We start from the raw sequence: 26,079 nt of genomic DNA, 5'->3' as shown, positions 1-26,079 counted from the left end.
AAACCTCTTGCAAAATCCGGAGTTATCTTAAAATACTCCAGATCCTGAGCAATAATCTTCTCATAAAATAATTCTAACTCTTTTTCTTTGTCCCGTGCAACAAAACGTAATCCCGTATTATCGATTTTAAGCCCTGGAAGATTCTCGCTAAACTGCGCAATCATCCCTTCGCGGTTGTCAGCTTTAGGTAATTGAGGCCAGAAAGGAGCTTTAGGAAAATAATGTAAAACTAATTCTACCGCCTTTTGTGGATCAACCAAAGGAAGGCTGCCAATACCGGTTGCCAAGCCCTTCAAATTTATCATGCCTTTCCTCCAAGCCCAGCAATTACACAATCAACCAGAACATTGGCAAAAGTATCTTTAAAATCATAAACTGCCTTAAAATCCGCTAAAGAATCATCTTTTGTTTTGGATAAAAGCTTCATTTTAATCATATTAAAGACAATATTGCCGAAATCCTGCGTCTGGCTTATCCCCCAATATGCCAAGACCCTACAAGCCAGAGCCCCATATTGATTAATCGCATAATCCCGCAATCCACAGGTAAGCTCAGCACCTGAAACATGTGTTTTTCTTTTAAGCTTCTTCTGCGTGAAATTTAAGCCCTGAAGCACAAATTCGTAAGCATCCGGCTTATATCTTTTATCCTGGCTGCAGATTTCCTCAACTAAATCGTAAAATTTACTCATTATATTTAATCGTCATTCTGAGCCCGACATTGGTTCAGTGGCGAACGAAGAATCCCACTTGATTAGATTCTTCGTCGCTGACGCTCCTCAGAATGACACTATATGAATTATACATATCTTTCATTGAAATAATAACTTTTTATAGTCAACAGGTAAAACATGCTCATCCGAAATTACTTGCCCGGATTTAGTCATAAACACATAGGTTGGCACCCCAATAACATTATATTTGTTGGCAGCCTCCTCATCTGTATCCAAAAGCAATCCAAAACTAATAATGTGGCTCACAAAAAACTTACGTACTGCATAGCTTGGCTCTCCAACATTAACCGCAAAAACAGTTATCCCCTCTTTTTTCATCTGAGGATATAGCTGATTTAAAGTTTTTAACTCTTCGCGACAGTATGGGCACCAAGTAGTCCAAAAAAATAAAATTGTTGGCCTTCCTTTGTAGCTGGAAAGATTCACTGCTTTCCCATTTAGATCATTCAGTATAATATCTTGAGCAGAGGCTTTATTGAAAAAAGCTAAAACCAGAAAAATTAAGATAACTGAAATTAATACCCGGACTTTTTTAAAGAGCCCCACTAGAACCTCCTGATTGCAGTAAAAATAAAATATAGACCTGATAAAACAATAACTGAGGCGCAAATTCTCTTTATGCCAACCATCCAAACACCTGGCTTAGGTAATCTCGAAAAAACCGAACCAAAAGTTCCAATTAAAATAAATATCAAACCCATTCCATAAGAAAAACAAAATAATAAAAACCCTCCATAAAATATGTTTTTCTTAATCGACAAATATGCCAAAATTGAAGCCAAAACCGGCGTAAGACAGGGTGAGATCATTAATCCCGAAACAAGGCCCAATCCTAAAGCCGAAAGATAACTTCCTTTCTTAATAGCAGGGAGTTTTAAATTTGAGGCAAAATTAAAATGAAATATGTCAAACATAAAAAGCCCAAAAATCAATATGAAGACACCTGAAATAAGATTAACTATTGGGTTAGAGCTAAACTTACCAAAAATACTTCCGCTCAATACTGCAAGAATTCCCAAAGATGCATAAGTAATAGCAATACCTGTAACATAAGCTAGGCTTAAGAAAAATCCTTTGCTTCTCGAATTTTGCGCGTTACCGACAATAAAACCTGCACTAATCGGAATGAGTGGATAAACACACGGGGTAAGGCTAGCCAATACCCCTCCAAAAAAAGCAATCAGAAAATCAAACGGGCTACCTAAGAGATGCATCAATCCACCTTAAATATGACGAACTTCCGGTAACTATTGGAATGGCAATAATTTCCGGAACTTCATAACTATGCAGAGACTTAACTAATTTAATAATTTTGGATAATTTTGCCTTCTTGGACTTAATAACCAACAAGCATTCTTTAGCCCTGTCAATTTTACCTTCCCAGAAAAATAAAGAATCAACTTTATCTACAATATTGACGCAAGCAGCTAATTTAGAACTAATCAGGCTTATAGCTATGCACTGAGCCTCTTTTTTATTACTTGCAGTAACTAGAATAATGATATACATAATTTAAATTAATCTCCAATTTTTATAATCATATCATGAATAACTTCGGCATTCAAACAAATAAAGGCAAACAAAGGGACCGTTTCTATTTTTCTCGGGTCCAATTCTAGAAAAATAGAAACGGTCCCTTTGTTTCTAACTTAACTCTCCTGCACTTTAACAGATCTGATCCTGCCCAGTTGCGAACAAAGATCAAAAACTAAAGTGGGGTCCTCGGTAATCATATTTACTTTATAATTACAACTTTCTGTATCCTTTTGACAATCCACAATAGTCAATTCATTGCCAAATTCCGCTAAAGTGTTCTTGATAATTTTCGGTGAGCTGTCTTTTGCGTGCAAAATAAACTCCAATGCATATTTGGTTATCATTTAAGCATTATCACTGAAACTAGGCGGCCGGCATTATCAGCTTCTTTGCGAAAAGAAAAATAATTGTCATTATCGGAAAAAGTACAAATCTTGGGATCAAAAATGTTCTCTTCCCTAACTCCGGCATTAATTAGCTGCTGCTGGTTCACCAAAGCAATATCCATAAAAATACGGCCTTCCTGATTAGTTAAACCAAAGGGAAAATTACTTTTAAAATCCTTTTCTACTTCAAAACAGCAGGAACGAATTGAAGGGCCAAATCCCACAAACATCCTATGCGGGTGGCTGCCAAACTTATCCTGCATAACCCTGATTCCTTCAGCACAAATATTTTGCTCAGTACCACGCCAACCTGCATGCAGAATGGCTATTGCCGGCCTCTTAGGATCATAAATAAAAACTGAGAGGCAATCCGCACTTAAAATAGCAATAGAAACTCCTTTTTTATCAGTGAAAAAACCATCCGTATCGGCAAAGGAACTTCCATAATCTAAAGCCCCTCTCCCCTTATCTGCCTCAGTTACATACTTAACATTTTTCCCATGCACCTGTTGGGCACAAATAAGATTGCGATAATCGATATTAATAGCATCAAGGAATTTTTGGCGGTTTTTGAGGGAGTTTTTGGTATCCCCATAACATAAAGACATGTTACCATCCTGCCTTTTACTAAAGGCAGCAGTCACTAAATTTATCTTAAATTTTTCTAATGGGTTATAAGGTTGCATCTATTTCTACCAATTTATTACGAGATTTCTCCCCGCTTTTGATATTTACCTGATATTTCTTTATCTTAAAATGCTTACTCACCAAATCAATTAATTGACTGTTGGCTTGCCCATCAACTGCAGGCTTAGTCAGATGGACTCTCAAATTACTCCCAATCTCTTCGACATAATTACGGCTTGAACGCGGGCAAACACGAACATTAAAAATCATAAATTATTTTTTTAATTACCACTTGCTGTCATTCTGAGGAGAGGCGAAGCCTCGACGAAGAATCTCTTGAGATCCTTCGTCCGCCTACAGCGGACTCAGGATGACAACAACTATTTAAGTCTCTATAGATTTAGTATCCTGAATATTAATCAGGCGTTCAGAGACCTTTTCAAAGCGTTTCTGCGCGTCGTTATACTTGGTACTAGCGTTAAACAGGTGGTTACCCAAAATATTAAAATCTTCCTTAAATTTATTTGTTTCAATGGAAAGTGCGCTCAAACTTTTTAAAATTACCTTGGCATTCTCCTCTACTTTTAAACCGCGTAACCCTAAACAAATCACCTGTAAATACGCATAAAATGTATTTGGAGAAACAGGAATAACTTTTTTTGCCATGCTATAAGAAAAAATGTCCTCTTTGATAATTACCTCATAATAAACATTCTCCGCAGGAATATACATTAAAGCAAAATCATAAGTATTCTCCGCTGGTAAAATATATTTTGCGGAAATTTCATTGATACGGTTTTTTATATCCTGAATGAATTTTTTACGAAAAAGATCTTTTGTTGGTTCATCAGAGGCCTCGATCATCCTCTGAAAATTCTCTAAACTAAACTTGGCGTCAACCGGAACCAACCGCTCTCCCAAACGGATAACTGCATCCACAGTATCAGCACTTTTAAAACTATATTGCACCTGGTAATGCTCTTTGGGCAAAACCTGGGAAAGTAAATTTTCCAGAAATGTTTCACCCATAGAGCCGCGGAATTTCGGGGCGCGCAGAAGTTCTTGTAAGCTTGAAATATCACGGCTGATCAAAATAATCTGTTTATTAGTCTCCTCTAGTTTTCCCAGCTGCTCTTTAACGTTACCAAAAGCGCTAGTTGCACTGCCTAAATTAGCCCCAATAATCTTATTGGCCTCCTGCAGGGATTGATTCATCTGATTCAGACGCTCATTAACCTGAGAGGATATCTTAAGAGCTATTCCGATAACAAAAACGCCAATTACTAAAAATATTAAAACTATAAGCCATATCATAGTTATTAGTATAGCAGAATAAATACTCCTCTCAAAGTAAATACTCCGGCCTTATCCTCTTTATGCTTCTAAAAATATTGGTCTTTATATCCGGGCAATCTTTTTTCAGCTCTTTGATAATTTCAGTAATCTTAGTACGTTTGGAAGTGACGGAATTTGGACAAGTGCATTTATGATGTGGAAAATCTAATTCCTTAGCCATTTTCACAATCAAATCTTCATCCACATAAGCCAGCGGCCGAACAATGGTTATTGCCCCCTTAAAAAGCACTTGTTTGGGATTCATTGACGATATTTCACCATTAAAAAACATATTCATTAGGGTAGTTTCAATAATATCATCCTTGTGGTGACCAAGAGCAAGTTTAGTGCATCCAAAACGCTTAGTCACTTCAAAAAGCGCCTTACGCCGGTTCCATGAACACCAGAAACAAGAGATATCTTTACGGCTTTTACCTTTCAATATATCTATTTTCTCAATATGATAATCTACGCCTATCTTTTTAAAATACTCTGCAAGGATTTTCGGATGATGACAAGGATACCCCATATCCACATGCACAGCCAATAGTTTATATTTAATTGGCACAAACTCTTGCCTATCCTTTAAGAACTTAAGCAAAGTCAAGCTGTCCTTACCCCCGGAAATAGCCACCGCTATTTTATCGCCGTCGGTAATCATCTCATAATCCATGATCGCCTTACCCATACTTTTAGAAATATAATATTTCGCGCCCTGCAAAATACCCATATATTTTTACTTTAAGTTAAATCCTCTCCGAAATAGTAATCATTTTGCGGATCTGTTGATTAAGCGGATGAACCAGTAACTTCTCCAGACTAAGCGGCAGGCGTAACGACCAGTTTTTTGGGCTAATTATTCCCGGAACATTTATACGATACTGATAAGAATCACCTTTAAATATATCTGCTAATCCTAAATAATCCGTGATTAAATTAATACAGAATATTGCCTGAGAACCTAAGATAAATTGGGTTACTTTAGCTAATAACTCCTTACTAGCGGTCTCTGTCATTACGCCGGAGCAACCCAGAATCTTCCAGAGTTTTTCTTTTTCACCATAGGTATTTTCATAAAGATCAATAAAATCTCCTACCTCTTCTCTTCTTTTGCCTAATTCCAATAACAGTTTATCCACGCTATCAATCTCTTTTTTCCAACGTAACCTGCCATGTAATGAAAGAGCAGTATCAAAAAGTTTTAAACTAACACTAGTAAAATCAATTTTTCGCTCATTACACTTTCTCATAAACAAACACTCATCTACCGTGCCCGCTTCATACTTCCACCAAGCTTTCCAATTCGTTGTATCATGGGTTGAAAGCATGGTTACCCCAAGCTTACGATACTCCTGCGGTAATAAAAAATCATGCCGCCTGTTCCAATCCTTTACCCAACGCTGGACGTCATTACCAGGAATACCAAATTCTAGTAAAGTATCAGTGCAGCATTTAGGTATCATACCCAAATCTTCTGCGCAAAGTAGCATTTTAGTATTTTCTATTAAGATTTTTAAAATCCTCTGCCCATGCTGACACCAGAGACCCTCATCAGAAGGATCAAATTTACCATTTAGCCCCTGGTTCTCCTCTGGATCATTATAAGGAATGCTCCAGATACGGAAAAGCCCAACCACATGGTCAATGCGCAAGATACTATAAAACTCTTCTGCATATTTTAATTTTTCTTTTATGTAATGGAAGTTATCTTTGGCAATATTTTCCCAATTATAAGTAGGCATACCCCAGCGTTGGCCCTTCGCGCAATACATATCCGGAGGAGCCCCGACTGCAAAATCAAGCTTAAAGAATTGCGGATGGCTCCAGACATCGGCGCTGTCACGGGAAACTAAAACCGGTAGGTCCCCTTTTAAAAGAATATTATTTTTTTTGGCATATGCGCTTACCTCTTTAAATTGCTTAAAGAGTAACCACTGCAGCCACATCTGGAAGGTAACCTCTTCTATGTTCTCCTGCTGGAAATCTTGTAAAGCCTGCTGCTGACGATCCTTAAATTTCTCTCCCCATTCATACCATGGCTTGCCTTGATGATGATCTTTTAACACTTTAAAAAGCGCAAAATCGCTCAACCAATAAAAATTCTTTCGCTGGAATTCTTCAAAATCTATCCCCTCGCTTAAATCGGTGGCCAGAAAAGCATCCCAAAGTAGCTTAAGCTTCTTCTCTTTTACAGAATAATCAACATAATGAGGCCCTTTATCGTCATCCTGAAGGAGACCTACGGCCGACTGAAGGATCTCTTCTGCACCGAGATTCTTCCCCTTCGCGCTGCACGGGTCAGAATGACGCGCTTTTGTATACTTTCCAACTAATTCAGGAAAATCTCTTAGAGAAATATAGGACGGCTCAAGAGCAAAGGAACTTAGAGCATCATAAGGACAAAATAAAGAACCAACTTCATTCATCGGTAAAAGTTGGACTATGGAATTAGAGGTAGACTTTGCCCAGTCAATAATTAGTTTTAAATCACCAAAATCACCAATACCAAAACTATTTTTTGAATAGACGCTAAAGAGCGGAATCAAAACACCAGCGCGTTTTTTAAAACCAACCTCCTTCCAATTATCCTTGGATATACTTTTAATGAGGGTATCTTGAAGGTTTAATTCGGGCATATTTGATTAACTATAAGCTAGACAAAAGTGACAGCCACAAAAAGCATGGCAGACACTTTTGTAGAAACGCAAAATTTTGCGTATCTACATTATAGGAAAAATTAACTGAATTATTCTATTTCCCCAAAATAAAGATAATAATGCAGCAATTGAAAGAAAGGGGCCGTATGGTATGGTATGATCTTTTTTTGTAACTAAATTTATAATCCCGATAACTATTCCTAAAAATGGAGCTAGAAAAAAAGTAAGCAGCACCAATTTCCATCCCACAAAAGCACCAATCATCGCCAAAAGCTTTACATCCCCTCCACCCATCGACTCGGTTTCTCCTCCGATTGCCGGACGCTTGAGCAATTTAAAATAAATCAAATCAAAAATAGCGCCAGTCAAATAAATTATCCCGCCACCTACGATTATACCCTTTAAAGATTCTATCATAGGAATAAAAGTAAATCTTACCGGGCCAAAATTAAAACCGGTAATGGAAACCATAATAAAACCGATAATCATTCCTCCTACTGATACTTCATCCGGAATAATACGGTGGGGAATATCCACAAAGGTAGCGATAATCAAACCCCAGATCATAACCATATACAAAAAGAAGCTGTAGTTTAGCCCGAAATGATTAAAAAGCGCAAGCATTAAGAATGCGGTTAGGAACTCAACCAACAAATAACGTAAAGATATCCTTTCTTTACAAAAACGGCATTTCCCACCAAGCAAAATAAAACTTATAAAAGGAATGTTATCATAACCGGGTATTCTTTTTTGGCACTTCGGGCAATGCGAACGCGGCCAAACTACAGATTCACCTTTAGGCATGCGATGAATGCAAACGTTTAAAAAACTGCCAACAATAGAACCAAAAATAAAAACAATTACTTGGGTAATCATTTTTTCTCCTTTTTTTACTCCCTGCCTACCGGCAGGCAGGCTTTCAAAAGCGCCACTTTCATCGTCTCAACAGGAGCAACTCTGCCGGTAAAATATTTAAAAGCAAAGACTCCCTGATACAAAAGCATGCCTAAACCGTTAGAAAAATTTAAATTGCGCGCTTTAGCTAAAGTAATTAATTTTGTTTCAAGAGGATTATAAATAAGGTCATAAACAAATAAACCTTGATGCAAATCGCTAGGATCAATTAAGCATGGATCTGTCGTGCGCATACCAACCGCAGAAGCATTAACTAATAAATCTTTATTTCCTATTTCTAAATCTGCAATTCGGCTGGCGACGTTAAATTGAGTTTCAGGAAAATTTGAATTTAAATTTTTAAAAAGGCTTAAAGACTTGAATTTATCGATATCATAAATACAAAGCTCATCAATTTTCATCCTGGCTAAAGCAAAACAAACTGCCCGAGAAGCTCCTCCGGCTCCAATTACCGCTACTTTTTTAGGTTTAACCTTTAATTCCTTAAGATGGGCGGCAAATCCTAGATAATCCGTATTAAAGCCCTTTAATCTTCCGGTATAATCCACTACCACCGTATTAGCTGCGCCGATTTCCTTTACCCCTGAAGATTTACTATTTAAAAATCCAAGAATCTGTTCTTTATAAGGATGAGTAACATTAAACCCGCAAATATTTTTTTTCTTTAAGTTACCTAAAAAAACCTTGAGCTGATTGGGCTTTAACTCGAATAATTTATATTTGGCTTTTATTTTTAATTTAGAAAATGCGGCATTATGCATGCTGGGAGATAGGCTATGTTTGATGGGAAAACCTACTAAACCGTACACCCCCACACCAATTGCGCCTTTTTTTCTATTACAATTGGTGTGGGGGTAAAGTTTCGGCTCTGAGGTCATCTATTCTCTAGTTTATTTGCAGCATCAATATATGCCTTAACTGCCGCTTCAACTATATCCGTGCTTGCTCCGCGCCCGCTAACAATAGAATCCTTAATTTTAAGCTTAAGGCTTACCTGGCCCAAAGCATCCTTACCGGAAGTAACTGCCTCAAGGCGGAAATCTTCTAACCTTGCTTTATATCCGGTAACCTTATCTATAGCTTTAAAACAAGCATCTACCGGGCCGTCACCAGAGGAAACTCCAGAAATATTCTTTCCACCTTTAATCAATATTACTTTTGCTTCCGGCTTAATTTTAGTCCCAGAATGAACCTCAAAACTATCCAATTTCCAGACAGGCTTGATTAAGCGGATCTCATCCTCGACGATAGTTCTTAAATCATCGTCAAAAATATCTTTCTTTTTATCGGATAAGTCTTTAAAACGGCTAAAAGCTTTATCTACCTGGCCTTCATTTAAATGTAGGCCTATTTTCTTTAGCCTCTCATTAAAAGCATGCCTGCCGGAATGTTTTCCCAAAACCAACCCCTCTATTTTAAAACCTACATCTTCCCCGCGGATAATCTCATAAGTAGAACGCTCTTTAAGAATACCATCCTGATGAATCCCGGATTCATGCCTGAAGGCATTGCCTCCGACGATAGCTTTATTGGGTGCAACCACAAAACCAGTGAGCTTACTCACCAGCCGAGAAGTTCCATAAATATTTTTTTTGTTTATACCTGTTTTCAATCCAGCATAAATATCTCTTCGGGTATCTATACTCATTACTATCTCTTCGAGAGAAGCATTACCCGCTCGCTCACCTATTCCGTTAATCGTGCATTCGACTTGGCGGGCGCCATTTTTAACCGCCGATAATGAATTAGCAACCGCCAGGCCCAAATCATTATGGCAGTGCACAGATATAACCGCTTTATTAATGTTAGGCACATTATTTTTAATTTTCTGAATCAAGAGGCCATATTCCTCAGGCTCAGTATAACCTACCGTATCCGGGATATTAACTGTAGTTGCTCCCGCTTTAATCACCGCTTCAACTACCTGATAAAGAAAATCTTTTTCGGTGCGCGAGGCATCCTCCGGAGAAAATTCAATATCGGGGCAGAATTTCTTAGCATAACTGACTGATTCCACGGCAAGGCGTAAGATCTCATCTTCGGCCTTTTTTAATTTATACTGCATATGTATCTTTGATGTAGCCAAAAATACGTGGATACGTGCCCGCCTTGCAGGCCTGGTTGCCTGAACTGCCGCATCAATATCCTTCTTGATTGAGCGGGCCAAACCACAGATAATTGAGGATTTAATAGTTTTTGCAACTGCATGCACTGCCGCAAAATCACCCTTAGAGGAAATGGGAAAACCTGCCTCAATTACATCAACCCCCAGGTCGCTAAGCGCACGAGCTACCTCCAGCTTCTCTTTATAGTTCAAGGAAGCTCCCGGCGCCTGCTCTCCGTCCCTTAAAGTTGTGTCAAAAATTATTATTTTTTCCATATCTATTAAAAACTCAAAATCCTAACTGGAATCTTGGGACCGTTTCTATTTTTCTAAATTTAGAAAAATAGAAACGGTCCCGTGTTTCATACTCACTTCTTTAATCGAATACTAATCAACTGCTTTAAGTAACAGAAAACAACACTCACTGATTCATACCGAAACATCCCGAAAGGGGACTGCCTCTTTGACAATGCCACCTCTGATAACCATCCGAAGGAGATACCTCATACCATATACTATATCCAGAACTACTATCTGGCGTTTTGCCTCCGCTAGTACATCTTCTAGCCCAAAGTTGCGCAATCGTCGGAACTGAAAAAAATATTCTATACCGATAATATGAATCAGAAGAACAAGTATCGCTAACGCCTACGTCGCTATTTTGCATACTTTCAACCGAACCATTAGTCCAATAATATTCATATACAGCTTGCCGCATCGAGCCTAAGCGCGTTTTAGCTTCAGCAACACGACCATACTCAACCATATTAGCATATTGTGTCAAAGCAATGCTAGCCAATATCCCAACAATAATGATTACGACAATTAATTCTACTAATGTAAATCCCTTTCTAATCATAATCTCCACTAAAAGAATTTTTATACTACTGATAATTTGTCCAACTTATAAATATATTATTTCTTCATCCACGGCATCATCTCCCTTAATTGCTTCCCTACTTTTTCGATTAAGTGTTCATCCCCTGCCTTAATCAAGCTATCAAAATTCTTACGGCCGGTTTCATTCTCCTTTATCCACTCTCTGGCGAATTTTCCGGACTTGATTTCCTTAAGAATCTTTTGCATTTCTTTACGTGTTTTCTGCGTGATGATCCTTGGCCCACGGGTTAAATCGCCGTAGCAGGCAGTATTTGAAACACCTCTGCGCATCCCGGAAATACCACGCTCCTGAATAAGGTCAGTAATTAGCTTTAACTCGTGCAGAACTTCAAAATAAGCAATCTCCGGCTGATAGCCTGCACCAATCAAAGTATCAAAACCTGCTTTAATTAGTTCGCTGACTCCTCCACAAAGCACTGCCTGCTCGCCAAAAAGGTCAGTTTCAGTCTCTTCATCAAAAGTCGTCTCAATTACTCCGGCGGTAGTTGCTTTAAGCGCTAAAGCATAAGCTAAGGCTAAATTCTTAGCCTGTCCTGTTGCATCCTGATAAATCGCAATTAACGAAGGCACACCTTTGCCTTCTTCATACATCTTTCTCACTAAAGCTCCGGGCCCCTTAGGCGCAACCATAAATACATCTACGTTCTTCGGAGGCTTAATCTGTTTAAAACGGATGTTAAAACCATGTGAAAAACAAAGCGCTTTACCTTTTTTTAAATTAGGTTTGATTGACTCCTTATAGACTTTAGCCTGCACATGATCCTGTGTAAGAATCTGAATGATGTCCGCAGCCTTTGCTGCATCAGCTGCGCTAACAGGAGTAAATCCATCTTTTTTTGCTTGTTCAAAATTAGGAGTACCTTCCATCTCAGAGACTACCACCCTTAATCCTGAATCGCGCAAACACAATGATTGGCCACGTCCCTGTATACCGTAACCGATTATTGCTATAGTTTTATCCTTTAATAAATTTAAATCTGCATCCTTATCATAATAAATCTTTGCCATTTTAAATCTCCCTTCTGAATATTGTGTCATTCTGAGGAGCGGTAGCGACGAAGAATCTAAAAAACTAGATCCTTCCCCCTTCGCTACGCTCAGGGTCAGGATGACATAATTTGGACAGTAATGCGCAATGACATTAAAAATAACTATTCAATTGCCAATTTTCCTGTCCTGACTAATTCCTTAATCCCGAATTTACCCAGCTCCTCAAGAAGAGCTTTTATCTGATGCTGGTCTCCAACCGCTTCAACAATTGCGGTATCAGCTTTATGTTGGACGATTTTACCTACAAACTTATTAAAAATTACTTCAAGCTTAGGCTTATCTTTTGATGTGTAATTTATTTTTGCCAAAACCAATTCACGGTCAATATACTCTCTTTTAGTAAAATCCGTAACCGTAATTACATCAATTAATTTATTCAACTGTTTATTAATCTGCTCTAAAACTTTCTCATCCTTTGCTTCAACCACAATCGTCATATAAGATACCCCCGGATCAAGGGTTTCACTAACTGCCAAGGAAGCAATATTATAGCCCCTGGCGCTAAAAAGCCCGGCTACCCGCGCAAGCACTCCGAATTTATTTTCGACTAATACTGATATGGTATGGCGCATTATGCTAACCCTTCAATCATTTCGTTTATTGCTTTTCCCGCTGGAACCATAGGATAAACATTTTCTTCCGGCGCAATACGAAAATCTATAAACACGGTATTATCAATCTCTATTGCTCTTTGCAATGCCGAGCGCACCTGGGATTTTTTTGTTACTTTAATCCCGACTGCCCCATAGCTCTGCGCCAACAGAACATAATCAGGGCTGGTAATCGGCGTATAAGAATAACGTTTTTTATAAAATAACTCCTGCCATTGCCTGACCATGCCCAGAAAACCATTGTTAAATATTAATACTTTCACATTTATTTTATTTGCCACACAAGTGCCCAGCTCCTGGATATTCATTTGAATTGAACCGTCTCCGGCAATATTAAAAACTTCTCTTTGCGGACAGCCCAATTTTGCTCCCATTGCCGCAGGCAATCCAAACCCCATTGTTCCCAATCCGCCGCTTGAGATAAATGTGCGCGGAGTTAAATATTTATACCATTGACATGCCCACATCTGACTTTGGCCTACTTCAGTACAAATTACCGCATCTCCTTTAGTTAAATCCCAAAGCTGCTCAAGTATATATTGCGGTTTTATCATTGCGCTATCATCTTTATAAGTTAACGGATACTTCTTTTTCCAGCTCTCAATTGTTTTAAGCCATTCGCCAGTATCGGGAAGCTTATCAATCTGGCTAATAAGTTCGTCAATAACATCCCTGGCATCTCCGACAATAGGAATATCTACCCGGACATTCTTGCTGATTGATGAAGGATCAATATCAATATGAATAATTTTTGCCCCACGAGCAAATGCATCCAGCCTCCCGGTTACCCGGTCATCAAAACGCGCACCTATTGCAATAATTAAATCCGATTCCATCACCGCGTGATTTGCGTAAGCAGTGCCATGCATGCCCAGCATACCTAAAAATAATTTATGTGTCCCGCAAAAACCACCCAACCCCATAAAAGTAGTGGTTACGGGAGCCTGAATTTTTTCCGCTAGTTTTTTAAGTTCTAAATTCGCTCCGGAGGTAATTATCCCTCCGCCGGCATAAATAATTGGTTTTTTGCTGGTTGAGATTAATTTTACAGCTTTCTTAATCTGCCCGGGATGGCCAGAATAGTTAGGTTTATAACTGCGTAGATCTATTTTTTCCGGCCAAATAAATTCTGTGTCTGCTCTTTGAACATCAACGGGAATATCAATAAGCACAGGGCCCGGGCGGCCGCTGGAAGCAATAAAAAAAGCCTCCGCTATGATCCGCGCTAAGTCCTTAACATCTTTAACCAAAAAATTATGCTTAGTTACCGGACGGGTAATTCCGGTTACATCCGCTTCCTGAAAAGCATCATTACCGATTAAATGTGTGGCGACCTGGCCGGTAATAGCGACCATGGGAATAGAATCCATGTAAGCCGTGGCAATTCCCGTAACCAGATTGGTTGCTCCCGGGCCGCTTGTAGCAAGGCAGACTCCCACTTTGCCGGTTGCCCGGGCATAACCGTCTGCGGCGTGTGCCGCCCCCTGTTCATGGCGAGTTAAAATAAATTTAACGTCAAAATCATAAAGCTGGTCAAATATAGGTAAAACCTGACCTCCGGGGTAACCAAAAACTACCTCAACGCCAGCTTTTTTTAAAGATTCTAATAATATCCTTGCGCCAATCATTCTATTTTAAAATTGCTCCCTTATCCGCTGAAGTCACTAATCTAGAATAACGGGATAAATAGCCGGTTTTAATCTTGGGCGTAACCGGTTTCCACCCCTTAAATCTCTTCCCTATTTCTTCCTTACTCAACCTAACTTCAATTTTACGATTAGGAATATCAATATTAATTGTATCACCATCTTTAATAATTGCAATCGGGCCGCCTGCCGAAGCTTCCGGAGATATATGCCCGATACATGGGCCTTTAGTCCCGCCTGAAAAACGGCCATCTGTGATTAAAGCCACGGAATCGCTTAAGCCTAATCCCACGATTGCCGCCGTTGGCGCCAGCATCTCACGCATTCCCGGGCCGCCCGCAGGCCCTTCATAACGAATAACAATACAATCGCCTTTTTTGATTTTGTTATCCATGATCGCCTGCATTGCCTCTTCTTCGCGGTTAAATACACGGGCCCGTCCGGAAAACTTCATCATCTTCTCACTCACTCCGGACTGCTTTACCACTGCGCCATTTGGCGCGATATTGCCATATAAAACCGCAATGCCGCCTTGTTTATGATAGGCACGGGTAAAGGGGCGAATCACTTCTTCATCAAAAATAGTCGCCTTATCTGCAATCTCAAATGTTTTCTCGCCGCTCACATTTAAAGTATTATTCAATTTTGATTTCAACCTCTTTAATACAGCAGGAATCCCGCCCGCATACTCAACATCTTCCATAAAATGTATACCCGCAGGCTCAATCGCCGTAATATGCGGCACGCTTTTACTGATTTTATCAAATGTCTTTAGATCCAAATCAATCCCTGCTTCATGAGCGATACTCATCAGATGCAAAACCGTATTGCTTGAACCGCCTAAAGCCATATCTACCACAATAGCATTTTCCAAAGACTGCCTGGTAATAATATCGCGCGGTTTAATATTCTTCTTCACTAGCTCCACAATCCGCTCGCCGCTTGCCTGGGCAATTCTGCGTTTTTTGGCCGATCCTGCCAGAGCTGTGCCGCAACCGGGAATAGACAACCCAATAGTTTCAGTTAAACATGCCATAGTATTGGCAGTATATAGGCCCTGGCATGAGCCTTGTCCTGGGCATGCCTCCATTTCTAAACATGAAAGCTCGGCAGCAGAAATATCGCCTTTCTTTGCCCTGGCCATACCTTCATATGTATCATGCACAAAAGCTAATTTTCTTTTATTGAAACGGCCTGAGATCATCGGTCCGGCAGTAACAATGATTGCCGGAATATTCAGGCGGGCAACCCCCATAAGCATGCCCGGAGTAATCTTATCGCAATTAGTCAAGCAAATAATCCCATCTAGCTGATGCGCATTACAAACTGTCTCAATGGTATCGGCGACAATTTCCCGTAAGGCCAAAGGATAACACATTCCCAAGTGGCCCATAGCAATTCCGTCGCAAATTCCCGGTACACCAAATAGAAACGGCACGCCTCCTCCATAACAAACACCACGTTCAATAAATCTTTCCAGGTCACGCATCCCGATATGCCCGGGAATAAGATCAGTAAATGAGGATGCTACACCGATAAAAGGCCGGCCTAAATCTCTTTTAGATAAACCGGTAGCATGTAAAAGCGCTCTATGCGGCACTCTCTCCAAACCTTTTTTTATCTGATCTGAACGCATATATCATCCCCCTCTTATAATTTAAATCCTGGGGACGGTTCTCTTAAAAAGAGAGCCGTCCCCAAATTTTAGTCCGCGCCTTCGCCGTCATGAACCACCCCGATATCCTGGCGTTTACGCGTAATTACCCGCTTTAAAGTTACATATTTATCTACTAGTGCTCGATTATTTACGGCATTGAACTGCTTAAAGAGAAAATCAAACTTAGCTTCAATCTCTGCAGCAATTTTATCACGCACATCGCTGGCCAAAGACATAATTTCTTTTTTAAACGGGCCTAATGCTTTTTTACGCGCCTTATAAAAAAATTGCTCTTCAGTTTCCCCTACTTTTCTTTCGCTGACAGCATTAACCTTTAGCCAATCATAAATCTTATTCTTTAAATCAACAGGAAAATATTTACTGTCAAACATCATATTCTGAAATCCGGTTGCTAAATGCACTTCTAATGTATTATTTTCCGGAAATTTGTGAAACATCTCTTCCGGTAAGGTTGAAGCACCATGTTGCACCGCTCCACCAATACCGAATTCTTTTTGCGCAATGCCGGATAAATTATTTAATGTTCCAAAATCAAGTTTTACTTCAGCAATAGAACCATCAGCTTTAACTACTCCGCCATGGGATGTGCCGGTCTGCACAGAAATTTTACTTATACCGACTAATCCTTTACGTAATCTTTCTTTATAACCTTCCATAAAAGCACGAAGATCCTCAGCAGTAGAATTTTGATGCCCTACTTCACCAATCTCTCCACCCACAGAAACAGTCACGCCTTTTGGCTCAATGCGGCGGATAAACTGGGTTAATTTAGCGCAAACCTCATAATTATCCTTCTGCTGCTTCTTGATATCCTTTTTTGATAAATCTACCAGCGTCGAAGAATCAATATCAATATTATAAAAACCTCCGGCAATACTATCTGCGATCATACTCTGCAATGCCTCCAGCTCCTTATCAGGATTTTCTTGGAATTTCTTAGCATTAACCTGACAATGATCTGCCTGAATAAATACAGGACCAGTATAATTTTCCTTTATCGCCGCAGCCATTACAACCGAGGTATATTCAACCGGAGCTTGGGCCGTATAACCCATTTCAGATTTAGCAATTTCAAAAATAAATGCTCCGGAATTATTCTTCTTGGCAGTGCGGAATATCGCGCGGGCCAAATCATAAGTCATACTACGTAGATTCATCGCCGGCACAGTAAAACCGCTAAATTCTTCCTTGCCGCGAGCCATATAAAGTTCATGAATACTGGATGGATAAATCCCTTTTTTGTAGGCGATATCCAGAATCTTCTTCGCTAATTTTTTCTTTAACTCTACCTCGTCGGTTAAAATCAGGTCCATTACAATTTTATCAATTTCAAGCGGTTTTCTTCCCATTTTGACTCTCCCCCTATTATTTAAGTTAAAACTTTAATTAAATTATAAAAATTATTAAATTTTAATTCTTTTTTCTTTATCGCAGTCTCAAAAGGAACCTCTATAATCTTACCTTCACTTAACCCTAAAGCAATATCCTTTTTACCGGCAATTAAGCAATCAACTGCCGCCTTACCAAGCCCCAAAGCCAGATCCCGGCTAAAAGCTGTTGGCCTGCCGCCTCTTTGAACATGGCCTAAAACCACAGTCCGGGTTTCTAATCCGGTTATATCGGTAATTTGCCTGGCAATAGAGTCAGCCTTACCTGCTCCCTCAGCAAGCACAATGATCCAGCTCATTTTCCCGATCAAATTACCGTGCACGATATCATGGCACACTGCATTAAGATTTATTTCCTTCTCCGGGATAAGTACATCTTCGCATCCTCCGGCAAGGGCAACGGTCAAAGCAATATAACCTGATTCTCTACCCATTACCTCGACTACAAATATTCTCTCCATACTGGTAGCAGTATCGCGAATTTTATCGATTGCATCCAAAGCGGTATTAATTGCCGTATCCGTACCGATAGTATAATCTATCCCGTTTACATCATTATCAATAGAAGCAGCTATACCGACACAAGGAATTTTGTATTTTTTATAAAACTCATGCGCCGCCGCAAAAGAACCATTACCTCCGATAACTACTAAACCATCAATATTATTTTTCTTAATTGTCTCAAATGCGCGCTTCTGTCCCTCTTCAGTCCTAAACTCGACGCAGCGGGCAGTTTTCAAGATTGTTCCGCCTTGGCTGATAATTCCGGAAACAGAACGCTGATTCAAACTTTTTAGCTCCTCATTAATCAATCCCCACCAACCACGAAAAACTCCCATTACTTCCAGTTTCTGACTAATCCCATAGCGCACCACAGCACGGATTGCCGGATTCATCCCTGGAGCATCGCCGCCGGTAGTTAATACTGCTATTTTTTTAATCATTAATTAATCCTCAAGGCTCTAAAACCTAAAACAAGCTGTTAGTTTTAAGCTATAAACTGTAAGCTTACCGCTTATGGCTTACAACTTATTTAGGGTTTATCATAAAATCAGGTGCCCATCTCCCAACTTGCCAAATATTTCTTTTGTTCCGGAGTCAAAACGTCAATCGAAATTCCCATAGATTTAAGCTTAAGCCTGGCAATATTCTTATCAATATCTTCCGGAACTACATAAACCTCTTTATTCAATTGGCGGTAATTCTTAGCCATATATTCTGCGGAGAGGGCTTGGTTAGCAAAAGACATATCCATAACGCTTGCAGGGTGGCCTTCGGCTGCCGCTAAATTAATCAAGCGGCCTTCCCCTAAAACGTAAATCTTACGATTATCTTTTAAGGTATACTCATCGATAAAATCTCGCGTTGCTCTCTTGGATTTTGATATTGCGGCTAAACCTGGAATATCAATTTCAACATTAAAATGCCCGGAGTTCGCTACAATTGCCCCATCCTTCATAAGAGCAAAATGTTGGCGACGGATAACATTAATATCGCCGGTAACCGTAACAAAAATATCCCCGCTCTTAGCCGCTTGTTTTATCGGCATGACTCTGAAACCATCCATCGTTGCTTCCAGGGCCCGCAGAGGATCAACTTCAATAACAATTACCTTGGCTCCCATGCCATTTGCACGCATGGCCACCCCCTTACCACACCATCCGTAACCGCAAACGACAAGATTAGCTCCGGCAATTAATTTATTCGTCGAACGGATAATTCCATCGAGAGTAGACTGTCCTGTGCCATAGCGATTATCAAAAAGATGCTTGGTCAAAGCATCATTAACCGCAATTATCGGATAACGTAACTTTCCTTCGCAGGCTAAGGCGCGCAGGCGGATTACTCCTGTCGTAGTTTCCTCAGTACCGCCGATAATATTAGCATGATCCTGAACTGGACGTTGATGGATAGTACTGACCAAATCTGCACCATCATCCATAGTAATATCCGGCTTAATTGCCAATGCGGATTTCATATGTAGATAATAAGTTTTAGTATCTTCTCCTTTAATCGCAAAAACACCAATCTTTAAATCCTTAACTAAAGAAGCAGCCACATCATCCTGTGTTGAGAGAGGATTAGATGCGCACAAATACGTATCTGCCCCGCCTGCTTTTAAAACATCAGCGAGTACTGCAGTTTCAGTAGTAACATGCAAACAACAAGCAATTTTTAATCCTTTTAAAGGCTTCTCTTTAGAAAATCTCTGCTTAATTAAATTAAGTACGGGCATATTCTCAGATGCCCATTCAATTCTCAAAGCGCCTTTTTTAGCTAAATTTACATCCTTAATGTCGTATCTCATAGAAACTCCTTTTTAGAAAATGCGAAATCCTAAGATAAGCTGTAAGTTTTAAGCTATAAGTTGTAAGCTTAACGCTTACGGCTTATTTAATATTTTCTATATCTTTGCCGCTTGTTTTTTTAAATCTCCTGCTTTATCTGTTTTCTCCCAAAGAAACTCCGGCTCCGACCTGCCAAAATGCCCGTAGCTGGCTGTCTTCCTATATATGGGCCGGCGTAACTTTAATGATTCAATAATGCCTTTAGGAGTAAGTTGAAAATTTTTCCTTACCAATTTTACCAGAGCCTCCTCCGAAATAACAGATGTCCCTTCAGTTTTAACCATAACTGATAAAGGTTCCGCATGCCCGATTACATAAGAAAGCTGAATAAGGCATTTCTCTGCTAAACCGGCTGCCACAATATTTTTAGCAATATAACGGCACATATATGCTGCAGAGCGGTCAACCTTGGTAGGATCTTTACCAGAAAATGCCCCGCCACCATGAGCAACTGCACCACCATAAGTATCAACAATTATTTTTCTTCCAGTCATACCAGTATCGGATTGCGGCCCGCCAACGACAAATTTTCCAGTCTGGTTAACATAATATTTGGTATCTTTGTCCACCCAACCGCGAAGTATCGGCCCGGCAACCTGACGGATAATTTCCTGCCTGGCTTTTTCAGTAATCCGCTTGCCACTCTTATCCAGGATATCTTCGGTATGTTGTGAAGCCAATACCACTGAATCCACACGAACAGGCTTCCCACAATCATACTCAACAGTAACTTGTGTTTTTCCGTCTGGGCCAAGATATTTCAAAATATTGTTCTTACGAACTTCGGTCAAGCGCATAGAAAGTTTTTGCGCAAGCATTAAAGCAAGCGGCATTAACTCTTTGGTTTCATTGCAGGCATAACCAAACATTATCCCCTGGTCCCCTGCTCCGCCGACATCAACCCCTTGCGATATATCCGGTGATTGCGAGTGAATAGCATTAAGAATGGCACAGGTATGAAAATCAAAACCATATTTAGGATGATTATAGCCAATCTCTTCAATAATCTTTCTGCTTATATCATGAACATGTATAAAACCGCGCGTGGTAATCTCACCACCCACAATTAATAACCCCATCGTTACATAAGTTTCACAGGCAACACGAGAATAAGGATCAGTTGCTAAACAAGCATCCAAAATTCCGTCTGAAATCTGATCACATAGCTTATCCGGGTGGCCTTCAGTTACCGATTCTGAAGTAAAATAAAACTTTGAAGCTGACATATTTCCTCCTTGTGTACAAACACAACACCGGCGCAATTCCGCTTAGCGCCGGGTGTGCTTGTTTAGGCAAAACCCTTTTTTGCCGCGTTTAAATATTTATAATCACCGATATCAAACCAACTACCTCCAAACACATACCCATAAACATCTATTCTGTCTTTAAGCCAGGCAATATAACTGCCAGTAGCATCTGCCTTTATCTTTCTATTCTGAATATATTCCTTGATCAAACCTAAACAATCTTTAGGCATATAATACAAACACATAGCTACCAGAAGACTTTGAGGTTTTTTTGGTTTTTCTTCAAAACTAATTACCTTCTTACCAATATCTAATTTCACTACACCATAACGACTGGCATCATTTTTTTCTTTCAGTTTATACAGACCAATACTTACAGCAGAATTTTTTCTTCTGGAGAAATTCAAAAACCCCTTTAAAGGACCGTTAAACAAATTATCCCCTCCTACAACTAAAAGATCATCCCGAATTTTTAGTTTCTTAATTACAAAATTAATATCCCCAATAGCCCCCAACCTATCGTGGTTACTCTTAGTTAAATCATCTACCAGAGTAATCTTTTTGGGTGATTTAACTGATTTTATCCATACATCAAAAACATCAATAAACTTACTATTAGTTACAATATAAATCTCATCAATAGCAAAAACTTTACTTAATTTATCGAGTATATATTTTATAATCGGCCTTCCTCTTACTTCCAAAAGTGGCTTAGGGTACTCTCTGGTTAAAGGATAAAGCCGGGTGGCATATCCGGCAGCTAAAATTAATGCCTTCACCGCGCACCTTCTTTCATAATTAATTTATCAAACCATATGGCTTTAATAGTTGAATATTTAGAAGGTATGGGGTTCACTTTATTTTAAAATCTCCTCCAGTTTATTCTGAGCAAACTCCTCTACCTGAGTACCAGTTGAGAGTTTCATCGCTTCAACGGCAAATTTTTGCGCGGATTTAAATCCTACAGCGCGGATTATATATTTTAATTCCGGAATAATCTGCGGTGGCATACTAAACTCATCAAGCCCCAGGCCTAAAAGAATAAGCGCCAAAGACGGATCTCCTGCCATTTCACCACACATAGCTACTTTAATTTTAGCATTATGCGCGGCGTCAATAATAACCTTGATTAACCTTAAGATTGCCGGATGTGCCGGTTCATAAAGATAAGCAACCTTCTCATTGGCGCGATCAACTGCCAAAGAATACTGGATCAAATCATTTGTACCGATACTAAAAAAGTCCGCTTCTTTAGCTAAAATATCGGCAGTCAATGCTGCCGAAGGGACTTCAATCATCACTCCTACCTTAATTTTATCATTAAAAGCCAGTTTCTTCTGTTTTAACTCCTCTTTGGCCTCATTAAGTAGATGATTAGCCTGCCGCAACTCCTCTATCCCAGAAATCATCGGATACATTAACTGAAGGTTACCATGCACTGAAGCCCGAAGTATAGCACGTAACTGCAATTTAAATATATCCGGGCGCGCCAGGCAAAATCTAATCGCCCTCCATCCTAAAAATGGCTGCATTTCATATGGAATTTTAAATTGAGATAAGAATTTATCTCCACCTATATCTAAAGTGCGGATAACTACCGGGTGAGGATTCATCTCTTGAGCAACATACTTATAAGCCTGATAATGTTCATCTTCACTAGGAGAATCTTTACGGTTCATATAAAAAAATTCTGTGCGATAAAGCCCTATCCCTTCGGAGCCATGCAGTTTAACGGAAGACACCTCGTCAGGAAATTCGATATTCGCATTTATCATAATCACTCTGCCATCAGTAGTAACCGCACTTAAATCTTTGACTGATAGAAATCTTTCCGCAATACCTTTTAATTTTTCAAGTTTTTGCCGGTAATCACTAAGCGTTTCTTCATCGGGATTAACAATTACTATTCCCATATTGCCATCAACAATAAGGATATCTCCCGGATTAACCTTGGCAGTAATCGTTTCCAAACCAACTACGGCGGGTATCTCAAGAGATTTGGCCATAATCGCCGTATGCGAAGTTTTTCCTCCGATATCGGTAACAAAAGCTGCAACACTTTTAGTATGCATTGCCGCAGTATCTGAAGGAGAAAGGTCATGGGCTACAATAATGGCTTTTTCTTTAACATCTCCCAAGCCCTTCTTCTCTTTACCCAGAAGATTTCTCAGTATTCGTTTACCGACGTCATTGATATCCGCAGTACGTTCCTTAAGATATTCATCTTCAATTTTTAAAAACACGCTGATATATTTCTTTAAGACTTCTGAGAAAATATAGGCGACATTAAGCTGTTCTTTCTTAATGCGCGATATTACCTCCTCAATAAGCATGCGGTCTTCTAAGACTAAAAGATGCGCATCGAAAATCTGAGCCTCCTCTTGGCCCATATCCGAGCTGATTCTTTTTTGCAGCTCTATAATCTCGCGGCGCGTCTTAATCAAGGCTTCCTCGAAAAGCTGAATCTGGACAGGAATATCTTCCCACTTGATCACTTCACGCATGACAACAAACTCTTCGCTTCCAAGTTTATAAACTGGGCCAATACTTATGCCGCCGGCGGCGGCTATTCCCTTTAACTGAATCATAGCTCTTCCTCGTTACTGATTATCTTCTCCAGCTCTTCCAGTGCTTTTTCTGCATCAGTGCCATCTGCTTCAATAATAATCAGGCTCCCTTTTTCTGCTCCGAGCATAAGAATACCCATTATCGATTTACCATTAACCTCTTCCTCGTCATGGCGCACAGTAATACGGCAGTCAAATTTATTGGCCACCTGCACAAATATAGCAGCAGGCCGAGCGTGTAATCCTTGCTTATTCTTTACAATTAATTCTTTTTTAATTAAACTCATTTTTATATCTCTTCAATAAAACTTAAAATTATTTTCGCCAATTTTTCCGCGTCATGACGGATTACTCCGTCAGCAATCATACTAAAATCTTCTTCAACAAGCCGGTATCCAAGCCCCTCGACCTTCTTACGGTCATTAATTACAAGAGCCGAATTATCTTTAGAATATCGCCTTAATACCTCTTCTGGAACCTCGCCATTATTCACCAGGCAATAATCAAGAATACGGGGATAGCTATGCTTTACCAGTGCCTTAATATGATCAGAGGCACTATAACCGTCGGTTTCTCCCGGCTGAGTCATTACATTACAGACATAAACTTTTATCGCCTCAGATTCGGCGATCGCCTTAGCTATCTCCTTAATTAATAAATTAGGAATTATGCTCGTATATAAAGAACCCGGGCCTAAAACAATAATCTGAGCCTCTTTAATCGCTTTAAGCGCATCCGGTGTAGCAAGCGGCAACTCCGGAGTAAGGCTGACTTTATTAATAGCCTTTCTGGCCTTAGGGATTTGATCCTCCCCTACTATAGTTGAGCCATCATGAAAATGGGCCACCAAAGCCACATCCCCCAAAGTCGAAGGAATAACCTGGCCTCGTAAAGCCAAAACTTTACTGGTTTCTTTAATTGCCTTCTCAAAATCACCGGTTAAACGAGTCATTACCGTAAGAAAAAGATTTCCAAAGGAGTGGCCAGAAAATTCTGAATTTTTATCAAAACGAAACTGAAAAAGATCGCGCATCAATGCCGGGGCATCAGCAAGAGCCACCAAACAGTTACGGATATCGCCAGGAGGTAAAACATCAAACTGCTGCCGTAAACGTCCGCTTGAACCTCCATTATCAGCTACCGTAACTACAGCCGAAATATTCGAAGAATAATTCTTTAACCCGCTTAAAAGAACCGATAATCCAGTCCCTCCGCCTATGGCAACAATGTGCGGGCCACGGCTTAATTGTTTTTTTTGATATAAAATATCAATCAGCTCATTTCCTCTTGATGACGGGACAAATACGGCAATAAAAGAACGCATCATCCGTTTAATCCCCAAAATCAAAATTATAATTCCCGAAATTACAATCAAGGCGTCCAAAAATTGGACTAACCAAAATTCTTCACTGCGTAGATTAGCGGTCCCTAAAATTAAAAGAACTACACCAAAAGCACTTAAAGCCACCCAACGCTTAATGCCAATGCCCGGATAAAACCATTTTAAGATTCCAAAAGACTTATCTCTCATACGCCTATATTTATTTTAAAAACAAAAGGGACGGTTCTGTTTTTCAATCAAACTAGGCGACGGAAAAACAGAACCGTCCCCTAGATTCTTAATACAAAATCAAATCTTTTTTTCGTCTTCCTGCGTGATAATCTTAATAACGGATTTATCATCCGCGCAGGTGCGCAGGGTATCACGGAAATATTTATCCTTTAATAGGCGTGATATCCTGGCTAAGGCCTTAAGATGCGGGCCGGCAGAATCCTGTGGGGCAACAAGTAAAAAGAAAATATAAGCTAATTCTCCGTCTAAAGAATCAAAATCCACGCCTTTTTTGGAAAGGCCAAAAGCCGCCACTAATTTATTCACACAATCGCATTTTGCATGCGGAATGGCAATTCCTTGGCCGATTGCAGTAGAGCCAAGGGCTTCCCTAGACATAAGAGAATCAATTAACTTATTGCGATTGCGTTTTTCTACATCGCCTGCCTCAATCAAAAGATCGACCATTTCTTTAATTACATCTTCTTTCTTGGTAGATTTTATATCGGTGAGAATAGCTTTTTTGGAAAGAAAATCCATTATCTGCATTTGTTTCTCCTTTTTTGAATGAGTCCGTTATTAATTTTGACAGCGGACGAATTAAAGCGGGAGACGGGATTCGAACCCGCGACATCAACCTTGGCAAGGTTGCGCTCTAGCCAGCTGAGCTACTCCCGCAAGTTATCTTTAGAATTGCTTACTTTTTTGGGCGGAAGAGGATTTGAACCTCCAAGGGTTGCCCCAATAGCTCCTAAGGCTATCGCGTCTGCCAATTTCGCCATCCGCCCGTCATTTACGG

General features: G+C 39.7%; 28 protein-coding genes and 2 tRNA genes. All 30 read right to left on the bottom strand.

All coding sequences use genetic code 11. The features are described 5' to 3' along the window. Window positions 1-305 (bottom strand): methionine synthase (locus tag PHC29_06540; GenBank protein ID MDD5109146.1); only part of this gene is annotated, 305 nt, incomplete at its 3' end. Continuing rightward, window positions 302-691 (bottom strand): hypothetical protein, encoded by a 390-nt coding sequence (locus PHC29_06535; GenBank protein MDD5109145.1) that lies wholly within the window; start codon window positions 689-691, stop codon window positions 302-304. The genes PHC29_06535 and PHC29_06540, both read right to left, overlap by 4 nt. 120 nt (window positions 692-811) lie before the next feature. After that, entirely contained in the window at window positions 812-1,279 is a 468-nt protein-coding gene (locus tag PHC29_06530) for a TlpA disulfide reductase family protein (GenBank protein MDD5109144.1), read from the bottom strand. Further along, window positions 1,279-1,947 (bottom strand): cytochrome c biogenesis protein CcdA, encoded by a 669-nt coding sequence (locus PHC29_06525; GenBank protein MDD5109143.1) that lies wholly within the window; start codon window positions 1,945-1,947, stop codon window positions 1,279-1,281. Before PHC29_06525 ends, PHC29_06530 begins: the two co-directional genes overlap by 1 nt. Further along, window positions 1,931-2,242, bottom strand: a complete 312-nt coding sequence (locus PHC29_06520) for a divalent-cation tolerance protein CutA (GenBank protein ID MDD5109142.1) — start codon at window positions 2,240-2,242, stop codon at window positions 1,931-1,933. The genes PHC29_06525 and PHC29_06520 overlap by 17 nt, the downstream gene beginning before the upstream one ends. A 140-nt stretch (window positions 2,243-2,382) precedes the next feature. Next, window positions 2,383-2,613 (bottom strand): hypothetical protein, encoded by a 231-nt coding sequence (locus PHC29_06515; GenBank protein ID MDD5109141.1) that lies wholly within the window; start codon window positions 2,611-2,613, stop codon window positions 2,383-2,385. Then, on the bottom strand, window positions 2,610-3,341 hold the full coding sequence (pgeF, locus tag PHC29_06510) for a peptidoglycan editing factor PgeF (protein MDD5109140.1): 732 nt from the start codon (window positions 3,339-3,341) through the stop codon (window positions 2,610-2,612). The genes PHC29_06515 and pgeF overlap by 4 nt, the downstream gene beginning before the upstream one ends. After that, window positions 3,328-3,552 (bottom strand): DUF167 domain-containing protein, encoded by a 225-nt coding sequence (locus tag PHC29_06505; protein MDD5109139.1) that lies wholly within the window; start codon window positions 3,550-3,552, stop codon window positions 3,328-3,330. The genes pgeF and PHC29_06505 overlap by 14 nt, the downstream gene beginning before the upstream one ends. Before the next feature lie 114 nt (window positions 3,553-3,666). After that, complete coding sequence (locus PHC29_06500) at window positions 3,667-4,596, bottom strand: DNA recombination protein RmuC (GenBank protein MDD5109138.1); 930 nt, start codon at window positions 4,594-4,596, stop codon at window positions 3,667-3,669. Between the two features lie 31 nt (window positions 4,597-4,627). Further along, window positions 4,628-5,347, bottom strand: a complete 720-nt coding sequence (locus PHC29_06495; GenBank protein MDD5109137.1) for an ATP-binding protein — start codon at window positions 5,345-5,347, stop codon at window positions 4,628-4,630. A gap of 16 nt (window positions 5,348-5,363) precedes the next feature. Continuing rightward, window positions 5,364-7,253: a 4-alpha-glucanotransferase gene (gene malQ / locus PHC29_06490; protein MDD5109136.1), complete on the bottom strand. Its 1,890-nt coding sequence runs from the start codon at window positions 7,251-7,253 to the stop codon at window positions 5,364-5,366. A gap of 84 nt (window positions 7,254-7,337) precedes the next feature. Then, the gene (locus PHC29_06485) at window positions 7,338-8,150 is read right to left on the bottom strand and encodes a prepilin peptidase (protein ID MDD5109135.1); all 813 of its coding nucleotides are present in this window, start codon (window positions 8,148-8,150) and stop codon (window positions 7,338-7,340) included. Between the two features lie 14 nt (window positions 8,151-8,164). Continuing rightward, entirely contained in the window at window positions 8,165-9,067 is a 903-nt protein-coding gene (gene aroE / locus PHC29_06480) for a shikimate dehydrogenase (protein MDD5109134.1), read from the bottom strand. After that, the gene (locus tag PHC29_06475; protein ID MDD5109133.1) at window positions 9,064-10,569 is read right to left on the bottom strand and encodes a 2-isopropylmalate synthase; all 1,506 of its coding nucleotides are present in this window, start codon (window positions 10,567-10,569) and stop codon (window positions 9,064-9,066) included. The genes aroE and PHC29_06475 overlap by 4 nt, the downstream gene beginning before the upstream one ends. Window positions 10,570-10,714: 145 nt before the next feature. Continuing rightward, the gene (locus tag PHC29_06470) at window positions 10,715-11,152 is read right to left on the bottom strand and encodes a prepilin-type N-terminal cleavage/methylation domain-containing protein (protein MDD5109132.1); all 438 of its coding nucleotides are present in this window, start codon (window positions 11,150-11,152) and stop codon (window positions 10,715-10,717) included. 56 nt (window positions 11,153-11,208) lie between these two features. Continuing rightward, the gene (gene ilvC / locus PHC29_06465) at window positions 11,209-12,201 is read right to left on the bottom strand and encodes a ketol-acid reductoisomerase (protein MDD5109131.1); all 993 of its coding nucleotides are present in this window, start codon (window positions 12,199-12,201) and stop codon (window positions 11,209-11,211) included. 143 nt (window positions 12,202-12,344) lie between these two features. Next, window positions 12,345-12,815 (bottom strand): acetolactate synthase small subunit, encoded by a 471-nt coding sequence (gene ilvN / locus PHC29_06460; protein MDD5109130.1) that lies wholly within the window; start codon window positions 12,813-12,815, stop codon window positions 12,345-12,347. Then, window positions 12,815-14,482 (bottom strand): biosynthetic-type acetolactate synthase large subunit, encoded by a 1,668-nt coding sequence (gene ilvB, locus PHC29_06455; protein ID MDD5109129.1) that lies wholly within the window; start codon window positions 14,480-14,482, stop codon window positions 12,815-12,817. Before ilvB ends, ilvN begins: the two co-directional genes overlap by 1 nt. A gap of 1 nt (window position 14,483) precedes the next feature. Continuing rightward, complete coding sequence (gene ilvD, locus PHC29_06450; protein ID MDD5109128.1) at window positions 14,484-16,136, bottom strand: dihydroxy-acid dehydratase; 1,653 nt, start codon at window positions 16,134-16,136, stop codon at window positions 14,484-14,486. 68 nt (window positions 16,137-16,204) lie between these two features. Next, window positions 16,205-17,527, bottom strand: coding sequence for a class II fructose-bisphosphate aldolase (locus tag PHC29_06445; protein ID MDD5109127.1), 1,323 nt, complete (start codon window positions 17,525-17,527; stop codon window positions 16,205-16,207). Between the two features lie 20 nt (window positions 17,528-17,547). Further along, window positions 17,548-18,510: a 6-phosphofructokinase gene (pfkA, locus tag PHC29_06440; GenBank protein ID MDD5109126.1), complete on the bottom strand. Its 963-nt coding sequence runs from the start codon at window positions 18,508-18,510 to the stop codon at window positions 17,548-17,550. Window positions 18,511-18,617: 107 nt separating this feature from the next. Then, a complete protein-coding gene (gene ahcY, locus PHC29_06435) occupies window positions 18,618-19,874 on the bottom strand; it encodes an adenosylhomocysteinase (protein MDD5109125.1) in 1,257 nt (418 codons plus the stop codon). 96 nt (window positions 19,875-19,970) lie between these two features. Beyond that, window positions 19,971-21,140: a methionine adenosyltransferase gene (gene metK / locus PHC29_06430; protein MDD5109124.1), complete on the bottom strand. Its 1,170-nt coding sequence runs from the start codon at window positions 21,138-21,140 to the stop codon at window positions 19,971-19,973. Between the two features lie 62 nt (window positions 21,141-21,202). Next, a complete protein-coding gene (locus PHC29_06425; GenBank protein MDD5109123.1) occupies window positions 21,203-21,940 on the bottom strand; it encodes a nucleotidyltransferase family protein in 738 nt (245 codons plus the stop codon). Window positions 21,941-22,018: 78 nt separating this feature from the next. Next, entirely contained in the window at window positions 22,019-23,749 is a 1,731-nt protein-coding gene (gene ptsP / locus PHC29_06420; GenBank protein MDD5109122.1) for a phosphoenolpyruvate--protein phosphotransferase, read from the bottom strand. After that, on the bottom strand, window positions 23,746-24,015 hold the full coding sequence (locus tag PHC29_06415; protein MDD5109121.1) for an HPr family phosphocarrier protein: 270 nt from the start codon (window positions 24,013-24,015) through the stop codon (window positions 23,746-23,748). The genes ptsP and PHC29_06415 overlap by 4 nt, the downstream gene beginning before the upstream one ends. Before the next feature lie 2 nt (window positions 24,016-24,017). After that, the gene (locus PHC29_06410; GenBank protein MDD5109120.1) at window positions 24,018-25,259 is read right to left on the bottom strand and encodes a YvcK family protein; all 1,242 of its coding nucleotides are present in this window, start codon (window positions 25,257-25,259) and stop codon (window positions 24,018-24,020) included. 99 nt (window positions 25,260-25,358) lie between these two features. Further along, window positions 25,359-25,829: a PTS sugar transporter subunit IIA gene (locus tag PHC29_06405; GenBank protein ID MDD5109119.1), complete on the bottom strand. Its 471-nt coding sequence runs from the start codon at window positions 25,827-25,829 to the stop codon at window positions 25,359-25,361. A 55-nt stretch (window positions 25,830-25,884) separates the two neighbouring features. Then, a tRNA-Gly gene (locus PHC29_06400) sits at window positions 25,885-25,958 on the bottom strand. 28 nt (window positions 25,959-25,986) lie between these two features. Further along, window positions 25,987-26,068: transfer RNA gene (locus PHC29_06395), tRNA-Leu, on the bottom strand. Window positions 26,069-26,079: the final 11 nt, after the last annotated feature.

This window comes from Candidatus Omnitrophota bacterium (assembly GCA_028712255.1).
In the GTDB taxonomy this organism is placed as follows: Bacteria; Omnitrophota; Gorgyraeia; order Gygaellales; family Profunditerraquicolaceae; genus UBA6249.
This window is presented reverse-complemented; position numbering and strand designations above follow the sequence as displayed.

What these genes read in the sequence shown, in the direction of transcription:
- aroE (MDD5109134.1), bottom strand. Translation starts at nt 9,067, where the DNA reads ATGACCTCAGAGCCGAAACTTTACCCCCACACCAATTGTAATAGAAAA.
- metK (MDD5109124.1), bottom strand. Translation starts at nt 21,140, where the DNA reads ATGTCAGCTTCAAAGTTTTATTTTACTTCAGAATCGGTAACTGAAGGC.
- PHC29_06535 (MDD5109145.1), bottom strand. Translation starts at nt 691, where the DNA reads ATGAGTAAATTTTACGATTTAGTTGAGGAAATCTGCAGCCAGGATAAA.
- PHC29_06475 (MDD5109133.1), bottom strand. Translation starts at nt 10,569, where the DNA reads ATGGAAAAAATAATAATTTTTGACACAACTTTAAGGGACGGAGAGCAG.
- PHC29_06505 (MDD5109139.1), bottom strand. Translation starts at nt 3,552, where the DNA reads ATGATTTTTAATGTTCGTGTTTGCCCGCGTTCAAGCCGTAATTATGTC.
- PHC29_06405 (MDD5109119.1), bottom strand. Translation starts at nt 25,829, where the DNA reads ATGCAGATAATGGATTTTCTTTCCAAAAAAGCTATTCTCACCGATATA.
- pgeF (MDD5109140.1), bottom strand. Translation starts at nt 3,341, where the DNA reads ATGCAACCTTATAACCCATTAGAAAAATTTAAGATAAATTTAGTGACT.
- PHC29_06495 (MDD5109137.1), bottom strand. Translation starts at nt 5,347, where the DNA reads ATGGGTATTTTGCAGGGCGCGAAATATTATATTTCTAAAAGTATGGGT.
- PHC29_06515 (MDD5109141.1), bottom strand. Translation starts at nt 2,613, where the DNA reads ATGATAACCAAATATGCATTGGAGTTTATTTTGCACGCAAAAGACAGC.
- ilvD (MDD5109128.1), bottom strand. Translation starts at nt 16,136, where the DNA reads ATGCGTTCAGATCAGATAAAAAAAGGTTTGGAGAGAGTGCCGCATAGA.
- PHC29_06415 (MDD5109121.1), bottom strand. Translation starts at nt 24,015, where the DNA reads ATGAGTTTAATTAAAAAAGAATTAATTGTAAAGAATAAGCAAGGATTA.
- PHC29_06525 (MDD5109143.1), bottom strand. Translation starts at nt 1,947, where the DNA reads ATGCATCTCTTAGGTAGCCCGTTTGATTTTCTGATTGCTTTTTTTGGA.
- ahcY (MDD5109125.1), bottom strand. Translation starts at nt 19,874, where the DNA reads ATGAGATACGACATTAAGGATGTAAATTTAGCTAAAAAAGGCGCTTTG.
- pfkA (MDD5109126.1), bottom strand. Translation starts at nt 18,510, where the DNA reads ATGATTAAAAAAATAGCAGTATTAACTACCGGCGGCGATGCTCCAGGG.
- PHC29_06470 (MDD5109132.1), bottom strand. Translation starts at nt 11,152, where the DNA reads ATGATTAGAAAGGGATTTACATTAGTAGAATTAATTGTCGTAATCATT.
- ilvN (MDD5109130.1), bottom strand. Translation starts at nt 12,815, where the DNA reads ATGCGCCATACCATATCAGTATTAGTCGAAAATAAATTCGGAGTGCTT.
- ptsP (MDD5109122.1), bottom strand. Translation starts at nt 23,749, where the DNA reads ATGATTCAGTTAAAGGGAATAGCCGCCGCCGGCGGCATAAGTATTGGC.
- PHC29_06520 (MDD5109142.1), bottom strand. Translation starts at nt 2,242, where the DNA reads ATGTATATCATTATTCTAGTTACTGCAAGTAATAAAAAAGAGGCTCAG.
- PHC29_06410 (MDD5109120.1), bottom strand. Translation starts at nt 25,259, where the DNA reads ATGAGAGATAAGTCTTTTGGAATCTTAAAATGGTTTTATCCGGGCATT.
- PHC29_06500 (MDD5109138.1), bottom strand. Translation starts at nt 4,596, where the DNA reads ATGATATGGCTTATAGTTTTAATATTTTTAGTAATTGGCGTTTTTGTT.
- PHC29_06445 (MDD5109127.1), bottom strand. Translation starts at nt 17,527, where the DNA reads ATGGGAAGAAAACCGCTTGAAATTGATAAAATTGTAATGGACCTGATT.
- ilvB (MDD5109129.1), bottom strand. Translation starts at nt 14,482, where the DNA reads ATGATTGGCGCAAGGATATTATTAGAATCTTTAAAAAAAGCTGGCGTT.
- ilvC (MDD5109131.1), bottom strand. Translation starts at nt 12,201, where the DNA reads ATGGCAAAGATTTATTATGATAAGGATGCAGATTTAAATTTATTAAAG.
- PHC29_06485 (MDD5109135.1), bottom strand. Translation starts at nt 8,150, where the DNA reads ATGATTACCCAAGTAATTGTTTTTATTTTTGGTTCTATTGTTGGCAGT.
- malQ (MDD5109136.1), bottom strand. Translation starts at nt 7,253, where the DNA reads ATGCCCGAATTAAACCTTCAAGATACCCTCATTAAAAGTATATCCAAG.